Here is a 19,502-nt window from a genome sequence, read left to right on the forward strand (position 1 = left end):
TGGCAGGTCGGGCCACCGGCTCGGTTGCGGTCGTGCACACACCCACCGGAGCCGCTGCGGCCGCCGGCGCCGCACTCGGTGGCGCCCCACGCTCGCACCGCGCCCGGCTCAACCGCCATCGTGTCGGGCCGAGCGCTTCGCGCCGAAACGCCGTGAATACTCGCCACGCCCTCGAATCGCCATGCGGCCGACCCCCGACAGCGGCCGCGTACGCGCCGGCCCGGCGCCCTGAACTAGTGTTCCGAGTCGACCGCCGGCCCCGGCGCGGAGAGGAGCCCCATGCCCGAGATGATCGCGATCTACGACGCCGCAGGCAACGAGATCGGCTCCGCGGACCGCGCCCGCGTCTACGCCGAGGGCCTCTGGCACGCCGCGGCCGGCGTACTGGTCCGCTCCCTGGACGGCGCCCGCATCTACGTCCACCGCCGCACCGACACCAAGGCCGTCTTCGCCGGCATGCACGACTGCCTGGCCGGCGGCGTCCTCGACCCCGGCGAGGATCCCGCCGCCGCGGCCGCGCGCGAGCTCTCCGAGGAACTGGGCATCACCGCGACGGTCCCCCTACACCCGCTGGCGACCGCCTCCTGGGATGGCGAGTGGTCCGGAAAACCGATGCGCTGCCACCTGTTCGCCTACGAGTACCGCTCCGACGGCCCCCTGCACCACCAGCCCACCGAGATAGCCGACGGCTGGTGGTGGACCGACGCCCAGCTCCGCGCCCACCTGACCGACCCCACCTGGCCCTTCGTCCCCGACACCCGGGTCCTGGTCCCCCACCTCCTGCGCTGACCCGGGCCGTCTACCGGTGCCCGCGATGCCCCCACCAGGTTGGGGATGTCGTCGACGTCGCCACCATCGTGGCAGCCACGAAAGCCGGTGACGCGAAGTCCCGGATGGCCGATGTGATCACCCAATTGTGTCTGCGCCCCTGGGATTCCGAGGTGGCCGCCGACGGCGCCGATGGTGGTCGAATGCGGAATGGTGGCAGTACGTGGCGCTCGACAGACTCTTACCCTGGGCGGCAGTCGCCCTCGAGCTGCCCGGTGCGACGCCGGATCAGTACGACCTCATCGACGACGTGTCCCATGCCTACGATCCGGACGGGCACGCCGGGCACAACTCGGACCGGATCCCCGACCGCCTGGTCGCCGATTTGTGCACCGCGGTATGGCAATTGGCCGAGAACGGCGGCCGGCGCGAACGACGGCACCCGGTAACGACATGAACCGGCGGCGCGGCCGGGCCGATCACCGGCCCGGGCCGCGACGGCGTGGCTAGAGGGTGCAGCGCGTCCCGGCGGGCGGGGTCTTCAGGTTGATCAGGTAGTCGGCGACGGCGTCGTTCACGCAGGGGCTGACCGCGGACAGGGCGACGGTGTGTTGTTCGCCGTCGACGGTGAGCAGTGTGCCGCCGAGGGTTTGCGCGAGGGACTCGCTGCCGGGGTAGGGCGTGGCGGGGTCGCCGGTGATGCCGATGGTGAGGGTTTGCGGGAGGCCCTCGATACCCGCCGCGTAGGGGTAGCCCAGGGTCGGTGGGGCGGGCCAGAACTCGCAGGCATCGCGTGCGCCCTCGACGCCCTGGCCTGGATCCATGTACGGGGCAACCTCGTACAGGCGACGGCGCAGCTCGGTTTCCTCGTCGGGGGTGCGGCGTTCCTCGTCGAGGCAGTTGATCGCGTAGGCGGCCTCGGCGAAGTTGGGCCAGCGGCCGTCGGGGCCGCGGCCACCGAACGCGTTGCCGAGGGCCACCAGGGTGTCGCCCTTGCCCTCGCGGATCTCGTTGAGGCCCTTGGTGATCACCGGCCACGCGGCGGAATCGTAGAGCCCCGCGGTGACCGCGCCCCACACGTCGGCGAAGGTCAGCCGATGTCCCTCGACCTCGACCGGCTTGTCGGCGACGGACCGGGCGAGCTGCTGGAAGTTCGTGGTGGCCCGCGCCGGATCGGTGCCGAGGGGGCAGTCGGGGCGGGTGGCGCAGTCGGCGGCCATCGTGTCGAATGCGCGCTGGAAGCCCGCGAACTGGGTGATGCGCCGGTCGACGGTGCCCGCGTGCGGGTCGATGGCGCTGTCCAGCACCATGGCTCGGACGCGGTCGGGGAAGGTCTCGGCGTAGACGGGCCCGAGCCGGGTGCCGTAGCTCTGGCCGAGGTAGCTGAGCTTCTCGTCGCCGAGCGTCGCGCGCAGGATATCCATGTCGCGCACCGCGTCCCGGGTGCCGACGTGCTCGAGCACGTCCGCGCCGCCGCTGCGTTCGGCGCAGCGGTCCACCAGCGCCCGGGTGTCGTCCGCACTCCAGCGCCCCACACTCGATGCCATCGGGAAAACAGCCTGTCCCGCATCGGTTTCCGCGTCGCTGAAGCAGTCGATGGCCGGCGTGGACGCCCCGACCCCGCGCGGGTCGAACCCGATCAGGTCGAACCGTTCGGTCACCGGGCTCCGCGCCCAGGTCTTGGCCCCGACGGCGGCCATGGCCATTCCGGGCCCGCCCGGCCCACCCGGGTTCAGCAGCAGCGAGCCGATCCGCTCACCGCGCGCGGGCGCCTTCAGGACGGCGATCCGCATGGTCCGCCCGCCCGGGTCGTCGTAGTCGAGCGGGACTTCCAGTCGCGCGCAACGGAAGTCCGGGTTGCTCGCGATGGCCGTCTCGTCGCCGACGGTGGTGGCGTAGCCGTCGCAGGCCCCGAAGGCGAGTTGCTGGTCGTAGAACCGCTGCATCTCGTCCGGCGTCGACGACTGCGAGCAGCCGGCCAGGGTGAACGCGAGCAGGAACGCTGTCGCCGCGGCGGTGGCGGACTTCATGCCGGTGGAACTCCCCTCGTGTGGTGAACGCGCTGGTCGTGCGATCCGGCGCCCGTGCGCCGGCTGCTACGACACTCCCAGGTGGCCGACCGGGGCACCGGCCGACGCGCCACCGTCGGCGTGTCGAGCGATCCGACCGCACGAGCACGGCGATACCCGCGTTCGGTCCGCCGAACCCCCGCGAACCCGCCCCGATCGTCAGCGAATGTTCGCGTCCGCCTCCGCGCAGAACCGCAGCACGTCGGCGTTCGCCTGCTCACCGGCGCCGATGAGGTAGTTGTGCCCGCACCCCGCGTAGGTCCGCAATCGGCTGTCGGGCAACGTATTCGCCAGCTCCCTCCCGAACTCGACCGGCACGACCCGATCGGCTTCCCCGTGCAACACGAGGCTGGGAACCGTCAGCCGCGCGACTTCGGCCGGGGCGATCGAGTACGAACGCAATGCCTGCTGCTGCGCGCGCAGCGCCATGCGACTGCGCTTCTCGGCGCGAAACACCGCCAGGTCGGCGTCGATCTCCGCGCGGGGCGCGGCCGGCCCGTACAGCCGCGTCCGCAACGCCGCGACGGTCAGCGCGGGCGGCAGCCAGAATCGAAGATCGGCCCACAGCGGCGCGCGCGGCTTCTCGGCGGACAGAATCCCCGTGCACCCCAGCACGAGCGAGGCGACCCGCTCCGGGAACAGCCGCGCGAACTCGAGCGTGATCACCCCGCCCAGCGACGCCCCGTACACGTGGGCGCGCTCGATCCCGGCCGCGTCGAGCACCGCGCGGGCGTCGGCGGCCATGTCGGCGATGCTCGCGACCGGGGTCGCGGTGCTGCGCCCGATCCCCCGATTGTCGAAGCTCACCACCCGATGGTTCGCGCGCAGCGCCGCCAGCACCGGATACCACATGGCCGCACCGAATCCCGCGCCCTGCACCAGCAGCACCGGGCTTCCGCTGCCCCGCTCCTCCCAATGCAGGCGTACCCCTTGGCTTTCGGCGAACGGCATAGCTACCCCTGTTCCGTGAGCAGTCGAAGTGCGAAGTCCGCGAAGGTATCCGCGACCTTGTCCGCGCCGAACGGCGCCTGCGGCGTCCACCATTCGGCCGCGCGAATTCCCATCGCCCCGATGGCGGCGACGCTGAGCCACGGCTCGGGCGCGGCGAACGCGCCCAGCCGGACCCCGCGCTCGATGACGTCGAGGAACATCTGTTCGGTCTCGGCCCGGATCGTGTAGAGCTGTCCCTGCTGTTCCGCCGTCAGGGAACGGAATTCGCGATGGGTCACCCGGGCGAGCTCGCGGTAGCGCAGATGCAGCTGCACGTGCGCGCGGGCCAGCGCCCGCACCTGCTCGGCCGGGTCGGGCCCGGTGCCGAGCAGGACGTCCTTGAGCACGTCGCGCTGGTACCGGTGCCCCATCGCCACGAGCTCGTACAGCAGCTGCTGCTTGGAGCTGACGTGGGTGTAGATGGCGCCGGGCTGCAGTCCCAGCGCGGTGGCCAGATCGCGGACCGAGACCGCGTGATAGCCCTGTTCGCCGAACAGCCGCAGCGCGGTTTCGTACAGGCGCCGCCGGGTGCCGGACAGTTCTGCCCCGGCCGGCAGCAGGTCGGTCTCGCCGAGAGCGTGCGTAGTCATCATCCATCCCGTGTGAACGAGTGTTCAGATCGAACGATAGCGATTCGGCGTTCGGCTTTCAATACCGGCAATTCGCTCGCGTTTTCCCTTGACATGTGATCGGCATCGCATCCATGCTGGCAATCACCCGCCTGAACGATCGTTCAGGTAGCGCTCGTTTCGCTCGTGCACCGCGCGGAGCGGCGACGCCGGAACCGGCGGAGTCGGCGAGCGCGCACGTCCGAGAGAAGACCTCGAATGACCCCTGACATCACCACCGTTCTCACCGGTTTCGCGTTCCTGGAAAGCCCCCGCTGGTACGACGGCCGACTGTGGCTGTCGGACATGTACACCCATCAGGTGATCTCCGTGACCGCCGACGGCGGCGATCTCCGCGTCGAAGCCGAAGTCCCCGCCCGGCCTTCGGGTTTGGGCCGGCTGCCTGACGGCAGGCTGCTGATCGTGTCCATGCGCGATCGGCTGCTGCTGCGCCGCGAGGCCGACGGCGCCCTCGTCACCCACGCGGACCTGTCCGGCAGCGCGGTCGGTCACCTCAACGACATGGTGGTCGACCGCCACGGCCGGGCCTACGTCGGCTGCTTCGGATTCGACCTGGCCGCGGCGGAATCCCCGCGACCCGCGCCCCTGCTGCGCGTGGATCCGGACGGGACGGTGACCGAGGTTGCCGACGATCTCCGGTTCCCCAACGGCGCGGTCATCACCGAAGACGACGTGCTGCTGGTCAACGAGACGCTCGGCAACCGCATCACCGCTTTCGATATCGCGGCCGACGGCGGTCTGCACAACCGGCGCGTCCACGCCCGGTTCGGCGACCTGCCCACCGCGCACGACCTGGGCGACGTCCTCGCGCAGGTCGTCGTCGGCGGCGACGGTTCGGCGCTCGACGCCGAAGCAGGGCTGTGGGTGGCCGACGCCCTGCACGCCCGCGTCCTGCGCGTCGACGCGGCCGGCGCGATCACCGACGAGATCCCGCTGGGCACCGGCGCGTTCGCCTGCGCGCTCGGCGGGAGCGACGGCCGCACCCTGTTCGTCTGCACGGCACCGGATTTCGACGAGCACGCGCGCTCGAACGCCCGCGAGTCGACGGTGGTCGCGCTGCGCGTCCCCGTCACGGCCGCCGGCCCGCGCTGACCCGGTTCCGGGATCTCCCGGAGTTCCGAACCGGCGTCCCCCACCATGTAGTCAACCGACCCCAGCTCGAGGAGCTCGCGCAATGGAAACGATCGTTCACGTCACCGGCGGCAAGATCCGAGGCCGGACCGAAGCCGGGATCAGCCGATTCCTCGGCATCCCGTACGCCGCGGCGCCCGTCGGCCCCGCCCGGTTCCAGGCGCCGGCCCCGGTGCCGGACTGGGCGGGCATCCGCGACGCCCTCGAGTTCGGGCCCACGTGTGTGCAGTCGCCGTACCCGCCGCCGATCGACGCGCTCATCGGCAGCGACGGCATACCCGGCGACGACTATCTGAATCTCAATGTCTGGACGCCGGATGTCGGCGGGCGCGGTCTGCCGGTCATGGTGTGGATTCACGGCGGCGCGTTCACCCGCGGCTCGAACGCTCGAACCATGTACGACGGCATCACTTTCGCGCGCGACGGCGTGGTGCTGGTCTCGATCAACTATCGGCTCGGCATCTCCGGGTTCGCCGCCGTGGCGGGCGCACCGCACAATCGCGGCCTGCGCGACCAGGTCTTCGCGCTGGAATGGGTGCGGCGCAATATCGCCGCGTTCGGCGGAGATCCGGGCAATGTCACCATTTTCGGTGAGTCGGCGGGCGGTATGAGTGTGCTCGACCTGCTCGCGTCTCCGCCCGCTCGCGGGCTGTTCCACCGCGCGATCGCGCAGAGCGCCAACGGATCCACGGTGGCGACGGCCGAGGACGCGGCCAAGGTGACCGCGCACCTGGCGGGCCTGCTCGGGATCGCGCCCACCGCGGCCGATTTCGGCGCCCTCGATCCGGCCCGGTTGCGCACCGCACAGGAGGAGCTCGCTCGCGACATCATCGCGGATCCGACCCCCGCCCGCTGGGGCGAGTCCGTGCTGGCCAACGGCTTCGGCGTCATGAGCCTGTTTCCGGTGATCGATGGCGAGTACGTGACCGCCCGGCCGTCCGATGTTGTTGCCGCCCAACCGGATCGGACCGTCCCCCTGCTCATCGGCTGGACCGCCGAGGAGTACCGCTTCTTCGTCTTCCCCACCGGCGCCGCGGCCGGCATCACCGCCGAGATCCTGCCGCACGCGGTCGCCCGCTACGGCATCGATCCCGCCGTCCTGGACACCTACGCCGCCGACCGCCCCGGCGCGGGTCCCGCCGACCTCTTCTGCGCCGTGATCACCGACCTGGTCTTTCGCGACGACGCGCTCCGCATCGCGACGGCGCTCGCCCCCGCGCATCCGACCTATGTCTACGAATTCGCTTGGCGCTCACCGGTCGCCGAGCTCGGCGCGAGCCACGTGATGGAGATCCCGTTCGTCTTCGACCGGCCCGACGCTCTGCCGACCCTGACCGGCCCCGACGCACCGCACGCCCTCGCCACCGAGATGCACCGCGCCTGGGTGTCGTTCGCGACCGATGGCGATCCCGGTTGGACCCCGTTCCACGCGGCGTCCCACACGATCCGGGTCTTCGACGCCCCCGAGTCCCGCGACGTCCCGGTTCCCCGCGCCGACGAACTCCGGGCGCTGCGCCGATCCCGCTCCGCCCCAACCCCCTGACCCGACGCGCCGGTCCGCCGCTCGCCCGGCGGCGGTCGCCGGTTCGCGCGATGATGGTCCGCGCCGCCCGAACCCCGACACCCCGAGGTGACCAGACCCATGGCTCCGACCTTCGACGACGTCTACCGCGAGCGCTACCTCCTCCTGACCACCTACACCAAGGACGGGACCCCGAAACCCACCCCGGTCTGGGGCGTCCCCGAGAACGGCAAACTGCTGATCATCACCGACGACGGCTCCTGGAAAACCAAGCGCATCAAGAACACTCCCCGCGTGACGATCCAGAAGTGCGGCGTCCTGGGCAAGGTGAAAGGCGAGCCCGTGGAGGCGGTGGCCCGGATGCTCCCCCCGACCGAGACCCGCCGCGTGTTCGACAAGATAGTCCGCCGCTATTGGAATCACGCCTTCTATTTCGTCCCCTACGCCCTCCTGCGCGGCGGGATCACAAAGGTGCACGCCGCGATCGAGGTGGAGCCCCTCCCGACCCCCGGCCAACCCTGAGCCCGGGACATCACCCCGGGTCCGACACGAACGCCCCACTCGTCAACCCGACGGGATTCGAACCCGCATCCTCCGCCGTGACAGGGCGGTGCTCTGACCATATTGAGCTACGGATCGCCAGTAACCCGCCTCCGGCGGTTTCCTGCCCGCCCCCCGTTCCCGCGTTGCGGTACAACAAGATTCGCACCCAACGGATCCTCTCTCAACTGATTTTCACCGGGGCTGGCGGTGACCGGCCGGCAATGCGCGAGTCACGGACAACGCCGGGCTGTCCGAGACTCGTCCCACCGCTTCCGGGCACTGAGTTACGCCGCCGTGGTCTGCGCACAGCTCGACTCGGGTGTATCACCCCGACCCGGAAGTCCCCGTCCACGGCAGCCCCAGCCCGTCCCCGGTTCGACGGGGCACGTAGTGCACGTGGAGGTGGGCAACGGTCTGCGTGGCGGCCGCTCCCGCCGAGGTGATCAGATTGAAGTCGGTCCCCATCGCCTCGCCGTAGGCTGCCGCCGATTCCATGGCCCGCCCAACAGCTGCACGTCCGGGTGCTCGGCATGCCACCCCGGCACGAACAACATGTGCCCCGCGACCACAGGCTCGATAGGCGCGAACCGCACCACCCCACCCGGGTACTCTCCCTCGATCTGCCCCGCCGAGATCCGCGCGCAGAACACACACTCCCCGACCACACCACTCTCCTCACCGGTCAACCCGACGGGATCGGAAGGCCGCCCCGGGACGACGTTCCCCAGGGCAACCGAGCCGCATCGTCCGCGAACAACGGCTTCAGCCCAGCCACGGCAGGTTCGTACTCCCCGCGTGGTGCTCGAGCCGCAATCGCACCGTCGGATGCACCGGCATATTCTTCAACTCCTCGAGCCCGAGAAATCGAACCTCGGTGGATTCGTGAGATACCCGAAGCTCACCACCGACCCGCCGCCCGTAGTAGATCACCGCGAACTCCTGCCGGACCTCACCGTCCGAATACTCGATCACATGACCCGGGTCCGTATAGATCCCCAGTAGTCCCGTGATCTCGATGTCCAGCCCCGTCTCTTCCCGAGTCTCGCGAATCACACAGTCTTCGAGCGTTTCCCCCAACTCCATGATTCCCCCTGGCAACGACCAGTTGCCCGAGTCGCCGCGCCGCTGCATCAGCACTCGCCCGTCCTCGTCCACGACCAACGCCGAGCCCCCGGGCTTCAGCGAGTTCGGCTTGGGCGCGTTGGGATCCCGGTAATAGTCACGCCGTGAGCTCACTGCCCACCTCGTTCCCGTAGGGGGTCGTGGCGCCCCAAATCTGTTCGAACTGGTCCGCATACGATTCGAACATGCCGTACGGCGACAACCGCCGCAGGTGCAGCGCGGTGTGCTGATATCCCCGCGCGCGAAACAGGTACGGGGTGACGATCATCTCGGAGTCGATCACTGCCCGAATTTGGGTGCCAGCGACCAAGTCCTCGTCAAACGTGCCCCGGCGAACACCGACCGCCAAGAAGCTGAAAACACTGGAGGTAGTCGGCAATCAGCGTATTGGCGTCCGCATCGCCTCCGTTGGCAGCTCGTATCAACACCGCAATTGCCGGACCATCCCAGTGGTCGGGCAGTCCTCGACTTCTCATCGCTGCGATGCGATGCGATGCGATGCAGACTAGCCGCCATGAAATCTACGGTTGCCTGCTGTCGCTTGTGGACGTTCTCGGCCTTCGCGCCCCGCGCGAGCAGAACGACCTGCCAGAGAAGACCACCGAACGCGACTGCGCTAACTGTAAGCGAACCCGCTGCCAAACAGACGGAAACCGTTTCGTACGTAGACATTTCGTCACGGTATCCCGCAGATCACTGGTCGCGGGGGCGGTCGGCCCCAACTGGGCTGATGACCGACGGGGCAAGAGCAAGCTCTACGAGTGAGAAACCCCGCCGGTCAGCACAGCGACGTCCACAGAGATGGAGTCTGTTTCCAGCCTAGCGCCTGCTCGCCATCTGCTCACTGGAACCGCCCTTCCCACGCGACGAGTGATCGAAGAAGTCCGAGGCCGCCGAAGCGCCGCAGACAGATACGACCGCGTCGGACGAGCCCGGAGTGGGGACCCATAAGCGCCCGAAAGGAGGAGTGATGAGGGTGCTCGATCAATGAGCCCGACCCTGACGGTTAGACCAGGGCCCCACCGTATTCTCGGACACCAAGTCGCGCAGCGCGTCTTCGTACTGTCCGCGCGCGAAGCGGAACGGACCGAAACCCGCGTAGTCCCGGCCCGGGCGAAAAGGTTGTTCGAAGCGGTCCCAGACCACAAGATCCTCGGTCACCGTGACCGCGGCGGGCAGCGGCCAGCAGCCTGTCTCTCCGCACTCGCAACCCAGCAGCGGGACCTTCGATCCTGTTGCCCCAGGCGCGTTTCCGCGAAAGCTGTCGGCCAGCACCTCGACCGGGCCCCGCAGGACGATGCCGCCGTACATACCGCGCGCGGGTTCCATGCCGGCGGAGAGTTCGAACATATCGACAAGATCGGTGAGCAGTACGCCGTCGACGCGGGGTACGACCCGATCCCGGCGGCAGATCGGAAGCCCGCCTGCGGCGCGCCACCGGCGGGGCAGCACGAAACCGACATGAAGATCGAACCGGACCGTCTGGACAGCGTCACGATCGCCGACCACCCCGGGCGAACCGGGGTTCATCGCCCGTGGCGCACAGCGCCCTTCGCGTACGAGAACATCACCGCCCCAGCCTATCCGGCACAACAACCACCCCCAAAACGCCAGCAGCCCACCGAGTCCCGCGCGACTCGATGGGCTACCGAAGTTCCTCGGGCGTTGCCGTCGGAGCGACAGTTACTGGCCGGCGGTGCCGGTGAACAGACCCTGGATGGTCTTGATCAGAACCTCGGCCAGGAAATCCGCTGCGGATCCGGACACGGTGTACTCCTCATCTGTGAAACGACATGTCGAACATGCGAAGCATGCACGCTTCACATGTTTGCGGGTGGCTTTTCGCGAGAAAAGTTTCCCGGTCGGATCAAGATTTCATACTAGAACCAGTTCCAGCTGGGGTTATGCCCACTCATTGGGACGGTGATCTAGATCACATCGACTAGCCCGAAGAAGCGGAGGACCCTGCCCACGCCGCGAACGCCCCGGGGTTGCGGGTTTGCAGCAGGACCCGGCCGGGGCCGACGAAGTCGAACACGAACCCCTCGCCGGACTTGAGCGACTGCAGCGAGCGACCGGACACCGCGCGCCGAATCGTGAAGTTCATGGCCAGGTCGTAGGCGACGACATGCCCGGTGTCGATCGTGACCGGCTCACCGGGCGCGAGATCGATCACGTCGATCGCGCCGAACACCCCGAGCACCACCTCGCCGTGCCCGTGCGCGCGCAGGCCGAATCCGCCCTCCCCACCGAAGAGATTCGCGAACCCGCCCCATTTCGCCTCGACCGTCACCGCGTGCGAATTGGCGATCCACCCACCGCGGCTGATGTAGAACGGCCGGTCAGGGGTGATGGAGAGCGAGAGCATGTCCCCCGGCAGCGCGGGCGCCACATCCACCCAGCCACCCTGCTGCGGCGCGGTGAACGTGGACACGAAGAACGACTCGCCCGCCAGCATCGAGCGCTTGAGCCCGGCCAGCACACCGCCCTCGGCCTTGGCGTGCAGCGCGACCCCGGCCGAATGCGCGACCATGGCCCCGCTCTCGACCCGCATGGGCTCGCCCGGGTCGAGGAAGCAGCGGGCAATGGTCGACGACGGATTGTGCCGCAGTTGAACCTTCATATTCGGCGACGTTAGCAGCGAAAACCCCCCTCGCGCGCGCGATCCCGGCGCGTCCCCGACGGCATTGCGGCCATCCCGGTCCGCGCGGGCGGCGCAGATGCAATGATGCCGGGCGGCACGGTCCGAGTCCTACCCCCGACGATGAAGGAGAACCACCCGGTGACCACCGAGACGCACACGCTGCCGCTCGATGACGATCAACCGCGGCGCTCGCGCCGAATTCGCTTAGACCGCAAGGCGCTTCGGCGCGTCGGCCTCGTCGCGGCGGTGGTCGCACTCACCGTTCTGGTGACCGGCCGGGCCGAGGCGCTGCCCGATCCCGCGCCGCAGCGCTCCCCCGGCTGTTCCGCGCCCGAGTCCGGCACGCCCACCGGCGCAAAATGGGCCAGCGAGCCCGCGATGACGATCGACCAGAACGCGACCTACACCGCGACCCTGGAGACCAACTGCGGCACCATCACCGCCGAACTGGACGCCGCCCGCGCCCCGCACACGGTGAACTCGTTCGTATTCCTGTCCGATCAGGGCTATTTCGACCACACCCGCTGCCACCGCCTGACCACCGAGGGCATCTTCGTGCTCCAGTGCGGTGATCCGACCGGCACCGGCACCGGCGGCCCGGGCTACAAGTTCGTCGACGAGAACCTGGCGGGCGCGTCCTACCCGGCGGGCACGATCGCGATGGCGAACGCGGGCCCCAATACCAATGGCAGCCAGTTCTTCCTGGTCTACCGCGACACCCGCCTGCCCGCGAACTACACCCCGTTCGGCCGGATCACCGGCGGCATGGACGCCCTGCAGAGCATCGTCGCCGCGGGCACCCAGGACGGTTCCGGCGACGGCAAGCCCGCCGCCGACCCCACCCTGGTGTCGGTGTCCGCCGAACAGGGCTGATTCGAAAGCGGTACGGCCGCTTCTCGACCCACCCGCGCGAGCACGGTCCGCGCGGGTGGGCGCAAGACCAGCGGATGACATCACCCGATAAACGAGTGCTCGGCGAACCGCTGTCACCACGCCCCGGCCCGAAATGCGATTGGCCGCAGACCACGGACTACTTACGCTGACAGGTCGTGAAGCTCTTTCTCGCGGCCATGCTCCGCGCGGCAGCGGCCGCTCTCCGGAAGCCGCGCACCACCCCCAAGCCGCCCGTCCCACCGGCGGACCCGGCTTCACAGCGCACCGAAGCCGTTCGGCCCGAATGGTGCATCGTCGCGAACCTGCGCCCCTACCCGTACAACCCCGGCCCGAAAGAGCACTACCGCAGCCACCGGATCTTCCCCGCCGGAGCCAAACTGCACGTGGTCGGCGGTTTCGCCGGCATGGGCAACGAGGTGGTCTGCGTGGTCGGCACGAACCACCACGGCCGCATAGTGATCGCCAATATCGCCGCACGCCTCCTCGGCGACTGGCGTGTGGCGCTGATCCATCGCCCGGCCGTCCTCCGCGCGATCCACCGGTCCGCCAACCACAAAGGCGCCCCGGCACACCGCTGGCACAACCCGGAGTGGGCGTTCGACTCCCCCGCGTACGCGGACAAACTCCGCGAGCAAGCGGCCGGCTTTCAGCAGTTGCTCCACGGCGGGCACTGAGCGCTCCCCGCCGGTACGGTCGCGCAATGGGGAACCGATGCGCGATCTGTGACAAGCACCGCGGACTGGGACCGTTGGTCGGCCCGGTGGTCTTCTCCGACGATCTCGTGATCGTGACGCATCGCCCCCTCTCGGACGGGATACCGATGCCCGGCTACCTGTTCGTCGAAACAAAGCGCCACGCGCCAACTTTGGCCGATCTCGACGACGACGAGGCAGTGGCCGTCGGCTGGGCTGTCCGCCGCGCCGCGTTCGCCCTGCGCGCCGAAATCTCCCCCGAGTACGTCTTCTCCGCCATCACCGGCCGCAGCGTCCCGCATTTCCACCAGCATGTCTTCGTGCGCCCCGCCGGGACCCCGGACACGGTGGATTGGTTCGCCTCCTGGACCGACGGGCAGCCTATCGACGAATCGGTCCTGACCGAGCTGTGCGAACGGCTGGCCGGGCATTTCCAGCGGGCGGAATCCGTTCCGCCGGTCGGCTTCTCACTCGGCGGCGACACTACCGGCGCGCGCGAAACCCCTCTGCCCCTGTAATTGACGGCAGCCGATCGGGCACCGGCGGGTTCGTCACTCTGACAAAGTTGGATGGCAGCACCATGCCATTCGACGAAAGCGGCAGGCGAACTGCATGATTCGGCGCAGAGCCACAGTATCGCGCGGCAATCGACTCGCGGCGTCCGCACGGTCGAACTCGCGGCGCATCCGCCGAAAGTCCAGCCCGTGCCGCAGTACCCGATCAACGATCGTTCCGGCCCGAGGGAGTGCATCATGCGCATTGTGAACGGCGAGTACGCCGCGCAGGTCGAGCTGTCCACCCCGACCACCAGCGGATTCCTGCTCCTTGCCGCAGAGGCCGGTCGCTGGCTGGGCCCGATACCGTGGGGACGGCGGTCGCGCCGACGCGTTCTGGACCAGCTCGCACCCCTGTGCCGCCGCCTGGCCGAGCGCGACGATGTCGCCGAGGCGACGGTGTTCACCGCCGCACTGCGCCCGCCCGGCGAGGGCGCTCCGCTGCTGCGCCGCGCCGGTGTCCGCCCCGCCCGCTACGACGTGGTCGTCCTGCTGCGCACCGAGACGGTCGACGCCCTCGCCGCGGTGCGAGACGACCCCGCGTGCAAAGAACTCGTGGCGGTCCTGGAAGGCAGCACCCAACACGTCCGTTTGACCGCCGCGAGCAGTCCCGCCCGAATAGCCGACGTGGACCACGACGCGAACCATTGGTTCCTGTTCAACTACTTCCACTGCCCCGACTCGGAAACCGTCTTCGACGTGTGGAAATACACCGCCGGCTGGTTCCAGCGCGAGACCGCCCTGCTGAACTCGGTGCCGATGCGCCCGCTCCCCACCGAGCCCCAGGACTACACCCTCGTCAACCACGCGAGCTGGCCGACCCTGCGCGCATTCCTCCCGGCCCTACTGTTCCGCCGCACCTTCCGCACGTTCGTCCTGGCCAACTTCGCGGCCAATGGCATTGCCGCCCAGCCGATCATCTACCGCCGCTACGCCAACGCCCCGGGAAGCGCCCTCGGGTAAGGCGGCCACGAACCCGGTGAGCGGGAGCCAAGTTCTGAACCGGCCATGCGAGCGCGGTGGCAACCTCGACCTGTCGCGCGGCCGCCGAGCCGCGACCGGGGCTCCGAGGCGGGGTACCGTCGGAGGTCCGAAGTCCGTGAGACATCAGAGGTTGACATGAGATCTCACCTGGCCCGCGCGTGCTCGGCGCTGGCGGTGGCTGCGGCGCTGCTCGGCGCCGCGCTCACCGTCGCCGGACCCGCGCAGGCCACCCTGGCCAGCGGCGCCTACCGCCTCGTTCTGCGCGGCGACCACGACCTGTGGCTCCGGACCGTCGACGCCTCGCCCGCGGTCGCGCTGGACGCCGCCGCCCCGCCGCCCGGGGATGGTCGCTGGATCTGGTGGCTGGAACCGATAGGCGACTCGGACGGCGAGAACTTCGCGATCGTGAACCATGACAACCGTTTCGCACTCTCGGCGGTCGCGTTCCCCGGCGCGGTCGTCGTCGGCCTGCCCGAGAGCGCGGCCGCACCCCGCTGGCGGATCGTCCCCGCCGGCCAGGACGCGTACTACCTGTCGTACCCGGGTAGTGACCTGCGCGCGGACAGTTCACCCACCGGTCCGCCGCAGGTCGTCCTGCAACCCCCGGGCCCGGGTCAGTTCTGGGAGCTGCGCCGAGTCGGAGACTACTGACGATCGACGACCGATGAGTTTCGTCCGAACGAGAGGTCTACACGATCATGAGGACACTGATCTACGGAATCGGCACGTCCGCCGACGGTTACATCAACGACCGCGACGGCAACATCGACTGGACCGACCCCGACGACGAACTCCACGCGTTCCACAACGACAGGTTCCGCGAGGTCGAGCTCTCCCTGAACGGCCGCCGCCTCTACGAGCTGATGGCCGAGTACTGGCCGCACGTCCCCGACACCGCCCCGCCGATCGAACGCGATTTCTCGGCCCTGTGGACCGAGAAACCCAAGGTGGTGTTCTCCCGGACCCTGCGCGAGGTCGAGTGGAACAGCACCCTGGTGAGCGCGAACGCGGTGGAGGAGGTCCGCCGCCTGAAGTCCGAAGGCGACGGCGTGATCGAGGTGGGCGGTGCGACCCTGGCCGCGTCCCTGATGCCCCACAACCTGATCGACGAGTACCACCTGTTCGTCTCCCCCGTCATCCTCGGCGGCGGCACCCCGATGTTCCCGTTGCTGGACAAGCGGATTCCCCTCCGCCTGGTCGAGACAAGGCGGTTCGAGACCGCGACGCTGCTGCGCTACGTCACCGCCTGAGCCACCGGATCCCCGACGCGGGTGACACGGAGCGTCGGTGCGCCGATCAGTGCGCCTCGAATGTCAGTCCGTTCTCGGCCATGAGGCTGAGGAGTCTGAGTCGCACGGGACTCAGGCCGGCCCCCTGCTCCCCACCCACGGCAACCAGCAGGTACCCGTGCCCGACCAGTTCGCCGCCCTGGTCGACGCCGCGACACCCGAGCACCTACGCCGCGTGCTCACCAAGCAGGTGACGTCGCTGACCGCCGAGACCGGCCTCGACACCTATGACGAGGTCATCGACGCATTGCCGCTGCTGAGCGAGGCCGATTGTCCCGGTCTGGCCGACGATTCGGCCCTGGGCCTGCGGCTACGCCGCGTGCACGCCGAGTCGCGGGTCATGCGCTCTGACTACGACGACCGAGTTGTCTGGCAGAACCGCGCCATGGCCGCATACGCGCTGGCCGACGCGCTCAGCCTGCCGGTTGGTGAAGCCCTGGGCTTGGTCGTGGTTCTGCGTCAGAACCCACACTGGCGGAAGGAGTTTCGCAAACAGTTGGCCGATGATTGAGATTGAGCGCTAGCCCCGTATACCTGTCGCCGAAAAGGGAATTCGCCACCGAAGCGGGAATTCAGGCGAGGGTCCGCAGGTGTTGAACAATGACACCTTCTGCCGTGTGCACAGCGTCGGCGTCGCCGATCAGTGCGTGCAGAGATACACCGTCGATCAGCGCGTGCAGCCGGATGGCTTCGGCATCGAGGTCGAGTCCGGGCCTGACCAATCCGCACGCGGCCAGCCGGGTCAGCACCGCCGCACAACCCGCGCGCAGTTCCCGGTAGGCATCCAGCGCAATGTCTTTCAGCAAAGGGTGAGCCGGACTCTCGGCGACGAGTGCGAGATTGACATCTATCTCGCAGCGCCGATTGGCGTCGAGCGGCAGAAACTCGGCGATGACCGCGAGGGCTCGTTCCCAGGGGTCGATGATCGCCGCATGCGACTCGGCCCGTTCACGAACTCGCTTCTGCACCAGCCGCATCGAGTACGCCAGCAGTTCCGCCTTACTGGCGAACACGTGCCGCAGGGACCCGGCCGAAATCCCGGCCTCCGCAGCCACATCCCGGACCGATACCGCGCTCACACCGTCGCGCTGGATCACCCGCCAGACCGCCTCGGCAATCTCCTGCTGTCGCTGTGCATGGTCGATGAGTTTGGGCACCCACGCTATGGTAGTACAGTCGTGTTAGTAAATGACAGCCGTGGGGAGCTGTGCGAGTCGCCCTGATTTTTGAAGGAGAACCATGCGCAACCACGTCATTTCGATCCTGATCGGCGTCGCGGTGCTAGCCATCGGTCTTGGGTTGTGGTTGTTCGCCCGCGATATCGACACACCTGTGATCTCGTTGCACAGGTAGGCGTGGTGGTGGCGATCATCGGTGGCATCGAGGTCGCGAGATCCGGATTCGCCATGGTCAGGCGGCGGCGCGAGACCCTCGGCACATCGAGCACTCGGCACGACCGATGAATTCGGGCGCGCGCCGTCGTCATCAGAGCAAGAACAACTAACTGCTGCCGTTCCGGTGCGATGTGACAGATCGTGGTCCCGGCGATCGCCCGGGCTCATCGGGCGGGCAGCACCGAGCCGGGAGGTTCCGCACTTGCCGAAGGGCATTTCTCGCGACGAGCTGTGGGCCATGGCCCACGCCGAACGCGCGACGTTGGCCGACGACCTCGCCGATCTGAACGATGAGCAGTGGGCTCAGCAGTCGCTGTGCGGGCGGTGGACGGTGGAGGAAGTCCTCGCCCACCTCACCGCGGCAGCGAGTACGGGTCGCCTCCGCTGGCTGATCAGCGTCGCCGGCGCCCGCTTCGATTTCGACGAACACAATGCCCGGCGGCTGGCCGAGCACCGCGGCGCGACTCCTACGGAAACGCTGGAACGGTTCCGAGAGGTAATCCCCAGCACCACTTCCACATTCGGCCCCACCGCAGCCTGGCTCGGCGAGGTGGTCGTCCACGCGCAGGACATCCGGTATCCGCTGGGCCTGTCGCGTCAGCCCTCGGTCGAGGCCGTCACCGAGGTCGCACGGTTCTATGCGAGCCGCGACTTCACCGTCTCGGGCCACACCGTGATCGAAGGTCTACGCCTGGAGGCGACCGATGGGCCCTTCACCGAAGGCACCGGCGCTCTGGTCAGTGGGCCGACCCTCGCCTTGACCATGGCGATGGCCGGCCGGGCCATCTACTGCGAACAGCTCAGCGGACCCGGCTTGCCCACCCTTCGCGACCGTCTCTGAATCACTTCCCATCGTTCCGGTGTGCGGGCGATCTGCCGCAGTCGCTGGCCTGGCGCAAATCCAAGGCGGCGATGACGTGAGGCGGGGCGGACTGTGCGAGGAACCCGTACGGACGCCAGACCGGCGGCTGTGGTCGATCTGCGATGGCAGCGCATGGTTCGCCGTGATGGAGTGTTCACGTGACTAAGAACGAGAGGGGGCCTGTCGACCTCTACCCGGCCACAGCACAGTTGACCGTGGACGGGAAGGTTGTAACCGACTACAGCGAACTCACCGAACGGCAATACCTTTGGATGTTCGCTCAGCGACCGGGAATGTACGTCGGTCGAGTGACACTGCAGGGCGTGACCGGGTTTCTCCAGGGATTCCATTGCGCCGCCGAGAGATACGGCAGGCCCGGCCTGAGTGGCTTCCGCGAATGGCTGATGAGCAACTACACGGTCGGGGAGAACTTCGCCTGGACGGCGCAAATCCAGCAGATCGCTCTCCCCGAGTGGGACTTCGTCACCGAGTTGACGCCCGCACAGGAATCGCACACGCTCGCAGTCCTGTTCGATCTGCTCGACCGATTCCTGATCGAACGCGACAGCGAAACCGCGACTGTTCGGGTCAGCCGCGCATCACACTCCGCCGATCACTGAGCCTGCGACAATTCTCTTCTGACTTGCTACACAAGGATGGATCGAGTTGCAGACCATGATCGTGTCGGCCGACGATGGCAATTCGCTGCACGTCGGCACTGTCGGATCCGGGCCGGATGTCGTTGTCCTGTCCGGCGGGCCCGGGTGTGTGCACTACCTCGAAGACGCTCGATTGGCGCCTCGCGGAATGCGGGCATGGTATCCGGAGCCCAGGGGCGTGGGGCGTTCACGGGGCGGACCGCACGATATGAGGCAAGCCATTGCCGATCTCGAATCGGTCCGGCGCGCAGCGGGAATCGGAAGCTGGGTCGTGCTCGGTCATTCCTGGGGTTCCGACCTGGCCGTGCGCTACGCGCTGGACCATCCCGAACTCGTGCGGTCAGTGGTCGGAGTGGGCGGTCACGGACTTCACAAAGACCGCACCTGGTCCCAGGAATATCGGTCGGGCAAGCATCGAGAGGCCGGTATAGACATCGCTGAGGCGCCGGACGTTCACGCCGCGTTGAACGCGTCCTTCGTGCAGTGGATTCACGAAGCAGATCTGTTTCGCCGCCTGGCCGATTCGACGGTGCCCATGACTTTCCTTGCACTGCAGGACGATATTCGTCCGTCTTGGCCCCTGCGGCAACTCGCCGCGCTGGTCCCGCGAGGCCGGTTCGAGGAGGTGCCCGGCGTCGATCACAATCTGTGGTCGACTGCCCCGGATGTATGGGTCGACGTAATCACCGCCGCGTGCCATTCATCGGGCGACTCGCCGGCCATCGGACAGACGCCGAAGCACGCGCGATAGCTCAT

25 protein-coding genes and 1 tRNA gene are annotated in these 19,502 nt (G+C 68.4%); 16 read left to right on the forward strand and 10 right to left on the reverse strand.

Going from position 1 to position 19,502, the window contains the following annotated elements; all coding sequences use genetic code 11:
* Positions 1-279 precede the first annotated feature (279 nt).
* Positions 280-789: an NUDIX hydrolase gene (locus ACWDOP_RS26700; protein ID WP_456347223.1), complete on the forward strand. Its 510-nt coding sequence runs from the start codon at positions 280-282 to the stop codon at positions 787-789.
* A gap of 202 nt (positions 790-991) precedes the next feature.
* The gene (locus ACWDOP_RS26705) at positions 992-1,225 is read left to right on the forward strand and encodes a hypothetical protein (protein ID WP_456347224.1); all 234 of its coding nucleotides are present in this window, start codon (positions 992-994) and stop codon (positions 1,223-1,225) included.
* Between the two features lie 49 nt (positions 1,226-1,274).
* On the opposite strand, the gene ACWDOP_RS26710 is transcribed toward ACWDOP_RS26705, so the two are convergent.
* The 3 genes from ACWDOP_RS26710 to ACWDOP_RS26720 form a co-directional block, all read right to left on the reverse strand.
* A complete protein-coding gene (locus tag ACWDOP_RS26710) occupies positions 1,275-2,798 on the reverse strand; it encodes an alpha/beta hydrolase (RefSeq protein WP_456347225.1) in 1,524 nt (507 codons plus the stop codon).
* A 198-nt stretch (positions 2,799-2,996) separates the two neighbouring features.
* A complete protein-coding gene (locus ACWDOP_RS26715; RefSeq protein WP_456347226.1) occupies positions 2,997-3,788 on the reverse strand; it encodes an alpha/beta fold hydrolase in 792 nt (263 codons plus the stop codon).
* A 2-nt stretch (positions 3,789-3,790) separates the two neighbouring features.
* The gene (locus tag ACWDOP_RS26720) at positions 3,791-4,417 is read right to left on the reverse strand and encodes a TetR/AcrR family transcriptional regulator (protein WP_456347227.1); all 627 of its coding nucleotides are present in this window, start codon (positions 4,415-4,417) and stop codon (positions 3,791-3,793) included.
* A gap of 237 nt (positions 4,418-4,654) precedes the next feature.
* Between ACWDOP_RS26720 and ACWDOP_RS26725 the strand changes: the two genes are divergently transcribed.
* The 3 genes from ACWDOP_RS26725 (at position 4,655) to ACWDOP_RS26735 (ending at position 7,631) form a co-directional block, all read left to right on the forward strand.
* A complete protein-coding gene (locus ACWDOP_RS26725; protein WP_456347228.1) occupies positions 4,655-5,548 on the forward strand; it encodes an SMP-30/gluconolactonase/LRE family protein in 894 nt (297 codons plus the stop codon).
* Positions 5,549-5,630: 82 nt separating this feature from the next.
* Positions 5,631-7,130, forward strand: a complete 1,500-nt coding sequence (locus ACWDOP_RS26730; protein ID WP_456347229.1) for a carboxylesterase/lipase family protein — start codon at positions 5,631-5,633, stop codon at positions 7,128-7,130.
* 99 nt (positions 7,131-7,229) lie between these two features.
* Positions 7,230-7,631: a PPOX class F420-dependent oxidoreductase gene (locus tag ACWDOP_RS26735; RefSeq protein ID WP_454202224.1), complete on the forward strand. Its 402-nt coding sequence runs from the start codon at positions 7,230-7,232 to the stop codon at positions 7,629-7,631.
* A gap of 42 nt (positions 7,632-7,673) precedes the next feature.
* Here ACWDOP_RS26735 and ACWDOP_RS26740 read toward each other — a convergent pair.
* From ACWDOP_RS26740 to ACWDOP_RS26765, 6 genes are all read right to left on the reverse strand, one after another.
* A tRNA-Asp gene (locus ACWDOP_RS26740) sits at positions 7,674-7,748 on the reverse strand.
* Positions 7,749-7,976: 228 nt separating this feature from the next.
* Complete coding sequence (locus ACWDOP_RS26745) at positions 7,977-8,306, reverse strand: HIT family protein (RefSeq protein ID WP_456347230.1); 330 nt, start codon at positions 8,304-8,306, stop codon at positions 7,977-7,979.
* A 108-nt stretch (positions 8,307-8,414) separates the two neighbouring features.
* Entirely contained in the window at positions 8,415-8,888 is a 474-nt protein-coding gene (locus ACWDOP_RS26750; protein ID WP_456347231.1) for an NUDIX domain-containing protein, read from the reverse strand.
* Entirely contained in the window at positions 8,872-9,057 is a 186-nt protein-coding gene (locus ACWDOP_RS26755; protein WP_456347232.1) for a hypothetical protein, read from the reverse strand. Before ACWDOP_RS26755 ends, ACWDOP_RS26750 begins: the two co-directional genes overlap by 17 nt.
* Before the next feature lie 701 nt (positions 9,058-9,758).
* On the reverse strand, positions 9,759-10,304 hold the full coding sequence (locus ACWDOP_RS26760; protein ID WP_456347233.1) for a hypothetical protein: 546 nt from the start codon (positions 10,302-10,304) through the stop codon (positions 9,759-9,761).
* A 412-nt stretch (positions 10,305-10,716) separates the two neighbouring features.
* A complete protein-coding gene (locus ACWDOP_RS26765) occupies positions 10,717-11,397 on the reverse strand; it encodes a TIGR00266 family protein (protein ID WP_454202233.1) in 681 nt (226 codons plus the stop codon).
* A gap of 159 nt (positions 11,398-11,556) precedes the next feature.
* On the opposite strand from ACWDOP_RS26765, the gene ACWDOP_RS26770 reads away from it, so the two are divergent.
* The 7 genes from ACWDOP_RS26770 to ACWDOP_RS26800 all read left to right on the forward strand — a co-directional run bounded on the left by ACWDOP_RS26770 (position 11,557) and on the right by ACWDOP_RS26800 (position 16,342).
* On the forward strand, positions 11,557-12,291 hold the full coding sequence (locus tag ACWDOP_RS26770; RefSeq protein ID WP_456347234.1) for a peptidylprolyl isomerase: 735 nt from the start codon (positions 11,557-11,559) through the stop codon (positions 12,289-12,291).
* A 176-nt stretch (positions 12,292-12,467) separates the two neighbouring features.
* Positions 12,468-12,986, forward strand: a complete 519-nt coding sequence (locus tag ACWDOP_RS26775; RefSeq protein ID WP_456347235.1) for a hypothetical protein — start codon at positions 12,468-12,470, stop codon at positions 12,984-12,986.
* 26 nt (positions 12,987-13,012) lie between these two features.
* Entirely contained in the window at positions 13,013-13,522 is a 510-nt protein-coding gene (locus ACWDOP_RS26780) for an HIT family protein (RefSeq protein WP_456347236.1), read from the forward strand.
* Positions 13,523-13,756: 234 nt separating this feature from the next.
* Positions 13,757-14,521 carry a hypothetical protein gene (locus ACWDOP_RS26785; RefSeq protein WP_456347237.1) on the forward strand — a complete coding sequence of 255 codons (765 nt, stop codon included), beginning with the start codon at positions 13,757-13,759 and terminating at the stop codon, positions 14,519-14,521.
* A 156-nt stretch (positions 14,522-14,677) separates the two neighbouring features.
* On the forward strand, positions 14,678-15,193 hold the full coding sequence (locus tag ACWDOP_RS26790; RefSeq protein ID WP_456347238.1) for a hypothetical protein: 516 nt from the start codon (positions 14,678-14,680) through the stop codon (positions 15,191-15,193).
* A 47-nt stretch (positions 15,194-15,240) separates the two neighbouring features.
* Entirely contained in the window at positions 15,241-15,792 is a 552-nt protein-coding gene (locus ACWDOP_RS26795; protein ID WP_456347239.1) for a dihydrofolate reductase family protein, read from the forward strand.
* 157 nt (positions 15,793-15,949) lie between these two features.
* Positions 15,950-16,342 (forward strand): hypothetical protein, encoded by a 393-nt coding sequence (locus ACWDOP_RS26800; RefSeq protein ID WP_456347240.1) that lies wholly within the window; start codon positions 15,950-15,952, stop codon positions 16,340-16,342.
* A 61-nt stretch (positions 16,343-16,403) separates the two neighbouring features.
* On the opposite strand, the gene ACWDOP_RS26805 is transcribed toward ACWDOP_RS26800, so the two are convergent.
* Positions 16,404-16,988, reverse strand: a complete 585-nt coding sequence (locus ACWDOP_RS26805) for a TetR/AcrR family transcriptional regulator (protein WP_456347241.1) — start codon at positions 16,986-16,988, stop codon at positions 16,404-16,406.
* Between the two features lie 82 nt (positions 16,989-17,070).
* On the opposite strand from ACWDOP_RS26805, the gene ACWDOP_RS26810 reads away from it, so the two are divergent.
* From ACWDOP_RS26810 to ACWDOP_RS26825, 4 genes are all read left to right on the forward strand, one after another.
* Positions 17,071-17,184, forward strand: coding sequence for a DUF5708 family protein (locus tag ACWDOP_RS26810; RefSeq protein ID WP_456347242.1), 114 nt, complete (start codon positions 17,071-17,073; stop codon positions 17,182-17,184).
* 243 nt (positions 17,185-17,427) lie between these two features.
* Positions 17,428-18,066 (forward strand): maleylpyruvate isomerase family mycothiol-dependent enzyme, encoded by a 639-nt coding sequence (locus ACWDOP_RS26815; RefSeq protein ID WP_456347243.1) that lies wholly within the window; start codon positions 17,428-17,430, stop codon positions 18,064-18,066.
* A gap of 230 nt (positions 18,067-18,296) precedes the next feature.
* The gene (locus tag ACWDOP_RS26820; protein WP_456347244.1) at positions 18,297-18,707 is read left to right on the forward strand and encodes a hypothetical protein; all 411 of its coding nucleotides are present in this window, start codon (positions 18,297-18,299) and stop codon (positions 18,705-18,707) included.
* A 55-nt stretch (positions 18,708-18,762) separates the two neighbouring features.
* Complete coding sequence (locus ACWDOP_RS26825) at positions 18,763-19,497, forward strand: alpha/beta fold hydrolase (RefSeq protein ID WP_456347313.1); 735 nt, start codon at positions 18,763-18,765, stop codon at positions 19,495-19,497.
* Positions 19,498-19,502 lie beyond the last annotated feature (5 nt).

Source organism: Nocardia sp. NPDC003693 (assembly GCF_053981095.1).

Excerpts from the sequence above, each read along its gene's own strand:
- ACWDOP_RS26780 (WP_456347236.1), top strand. The coding sequence starts at position 13,013 with ATGGGGAACCGATGCGCGATCTGTGACAAGCACCGCGGACTGGGACCG.
- ACWDOP_RS26710 (WP_456347225.1), bottom strand. The coding sequence starts at position 2,798 with ATGAAGTCCGCCACCGCCGCGGCGACAGCGTTCCTGCTCGCGTTCACC.
- ACWDOP_RS26760 (WP_456347233.1), bottom strand. The coding sequence starts at position 10,304 with ATGAACCCCGGTTCGCCCGGGGTGGTCGGCGATCGTGACGCTGTCCAG.
- ACWDOP_RS26735 (WP_454202224.1), top strand. The coding sequence starts at position 7,230 with ATGGCTCCGACCTTCGACGACGTCTACCGCGAGCGCTACCTCCTCCTG.
- ACWDOP_RS26715 (WP_456347226.1), bottom strand. The coding sequence starts at position 3,788 with ATGCCGTTCGCCGAAAGCCAAGGGGTACGCCTGCATTGGGAGGAGCGG.
- ACWDOP_RS26700 (WP_456347223.1), top strand. The coding sequence starts at position 280 with ATGCCCGAGATGATCGCGATCTACGACGCCGCAGGCAACGAGATCGGC.
- ACWDOP_RS26785 (WP_456347237.1), top strand. The coding sequence starts at position 13,757 with ATGCGCATTGTGAACGGCGAGTACGCCGCGCAGGTCGAGCTGTCCACC.
- ACWDOP_RS26810 (WP_456347242.1), top strand. The coding sequence starts at position 17,071 with ATGCGCAACCACGTCATTTCGATCCTGATCGGCGTCGCGGTGCTAGCC.
- ACWDOP_RS26725 (WP_456347228.1), top strand. The coding sequence starts at position 4,655 with ATGACCCCTGACATCACCACCGTTCTCACCGGTTTCGCGTTCCTGGAA.
- ACWDOP_RS26825 (WP_456347313.1), top strand. The coding sequence starts at position 18,763 with ATGATCGTGTCGGCCGACGATGGCAATTCGCTGCACGTCGGCACTGTC.
- ACWDOP_RS26790 (WP_456347238.1), top strand. The coding sequence starts at position 14,678 with ATGAGATCTCACCTGGCCCGCGCGTGCTCGGCGCTGGCGGTGGCTGCG.
- ACWDOP_RS26730 (WP_456347229.1), top strand. The coding sequence starts at position 5,631 with ATGGAAACGATCGTTCACGTCACCGGCGGCAAGATCCGAGGCCGGACC.
- ACWDOP_RS26720 (WP_456347227.1), bottom strand. The coding sequence starts at position 4,417 with ATGACTACGCACGCTCTCGGCGAGACCGACCTGCTGCCGGCCGGGGCA.
- ACWDOP_RS26795 (WP_456347239.1), top strand. The coding sequence starts at position 15,241 with ATGAGGACACTGATCTACGGAATCGGCACGTCCGCCGACGGTTACATC.
- ACWDOP_RS26765 (WP_454202233.1), bottom strand. The coding sequence starts at position 11,397 with ATGAAGGTTCAACTGCGGCACAATCCGTCGTCGACCATTGCCCGCTGC.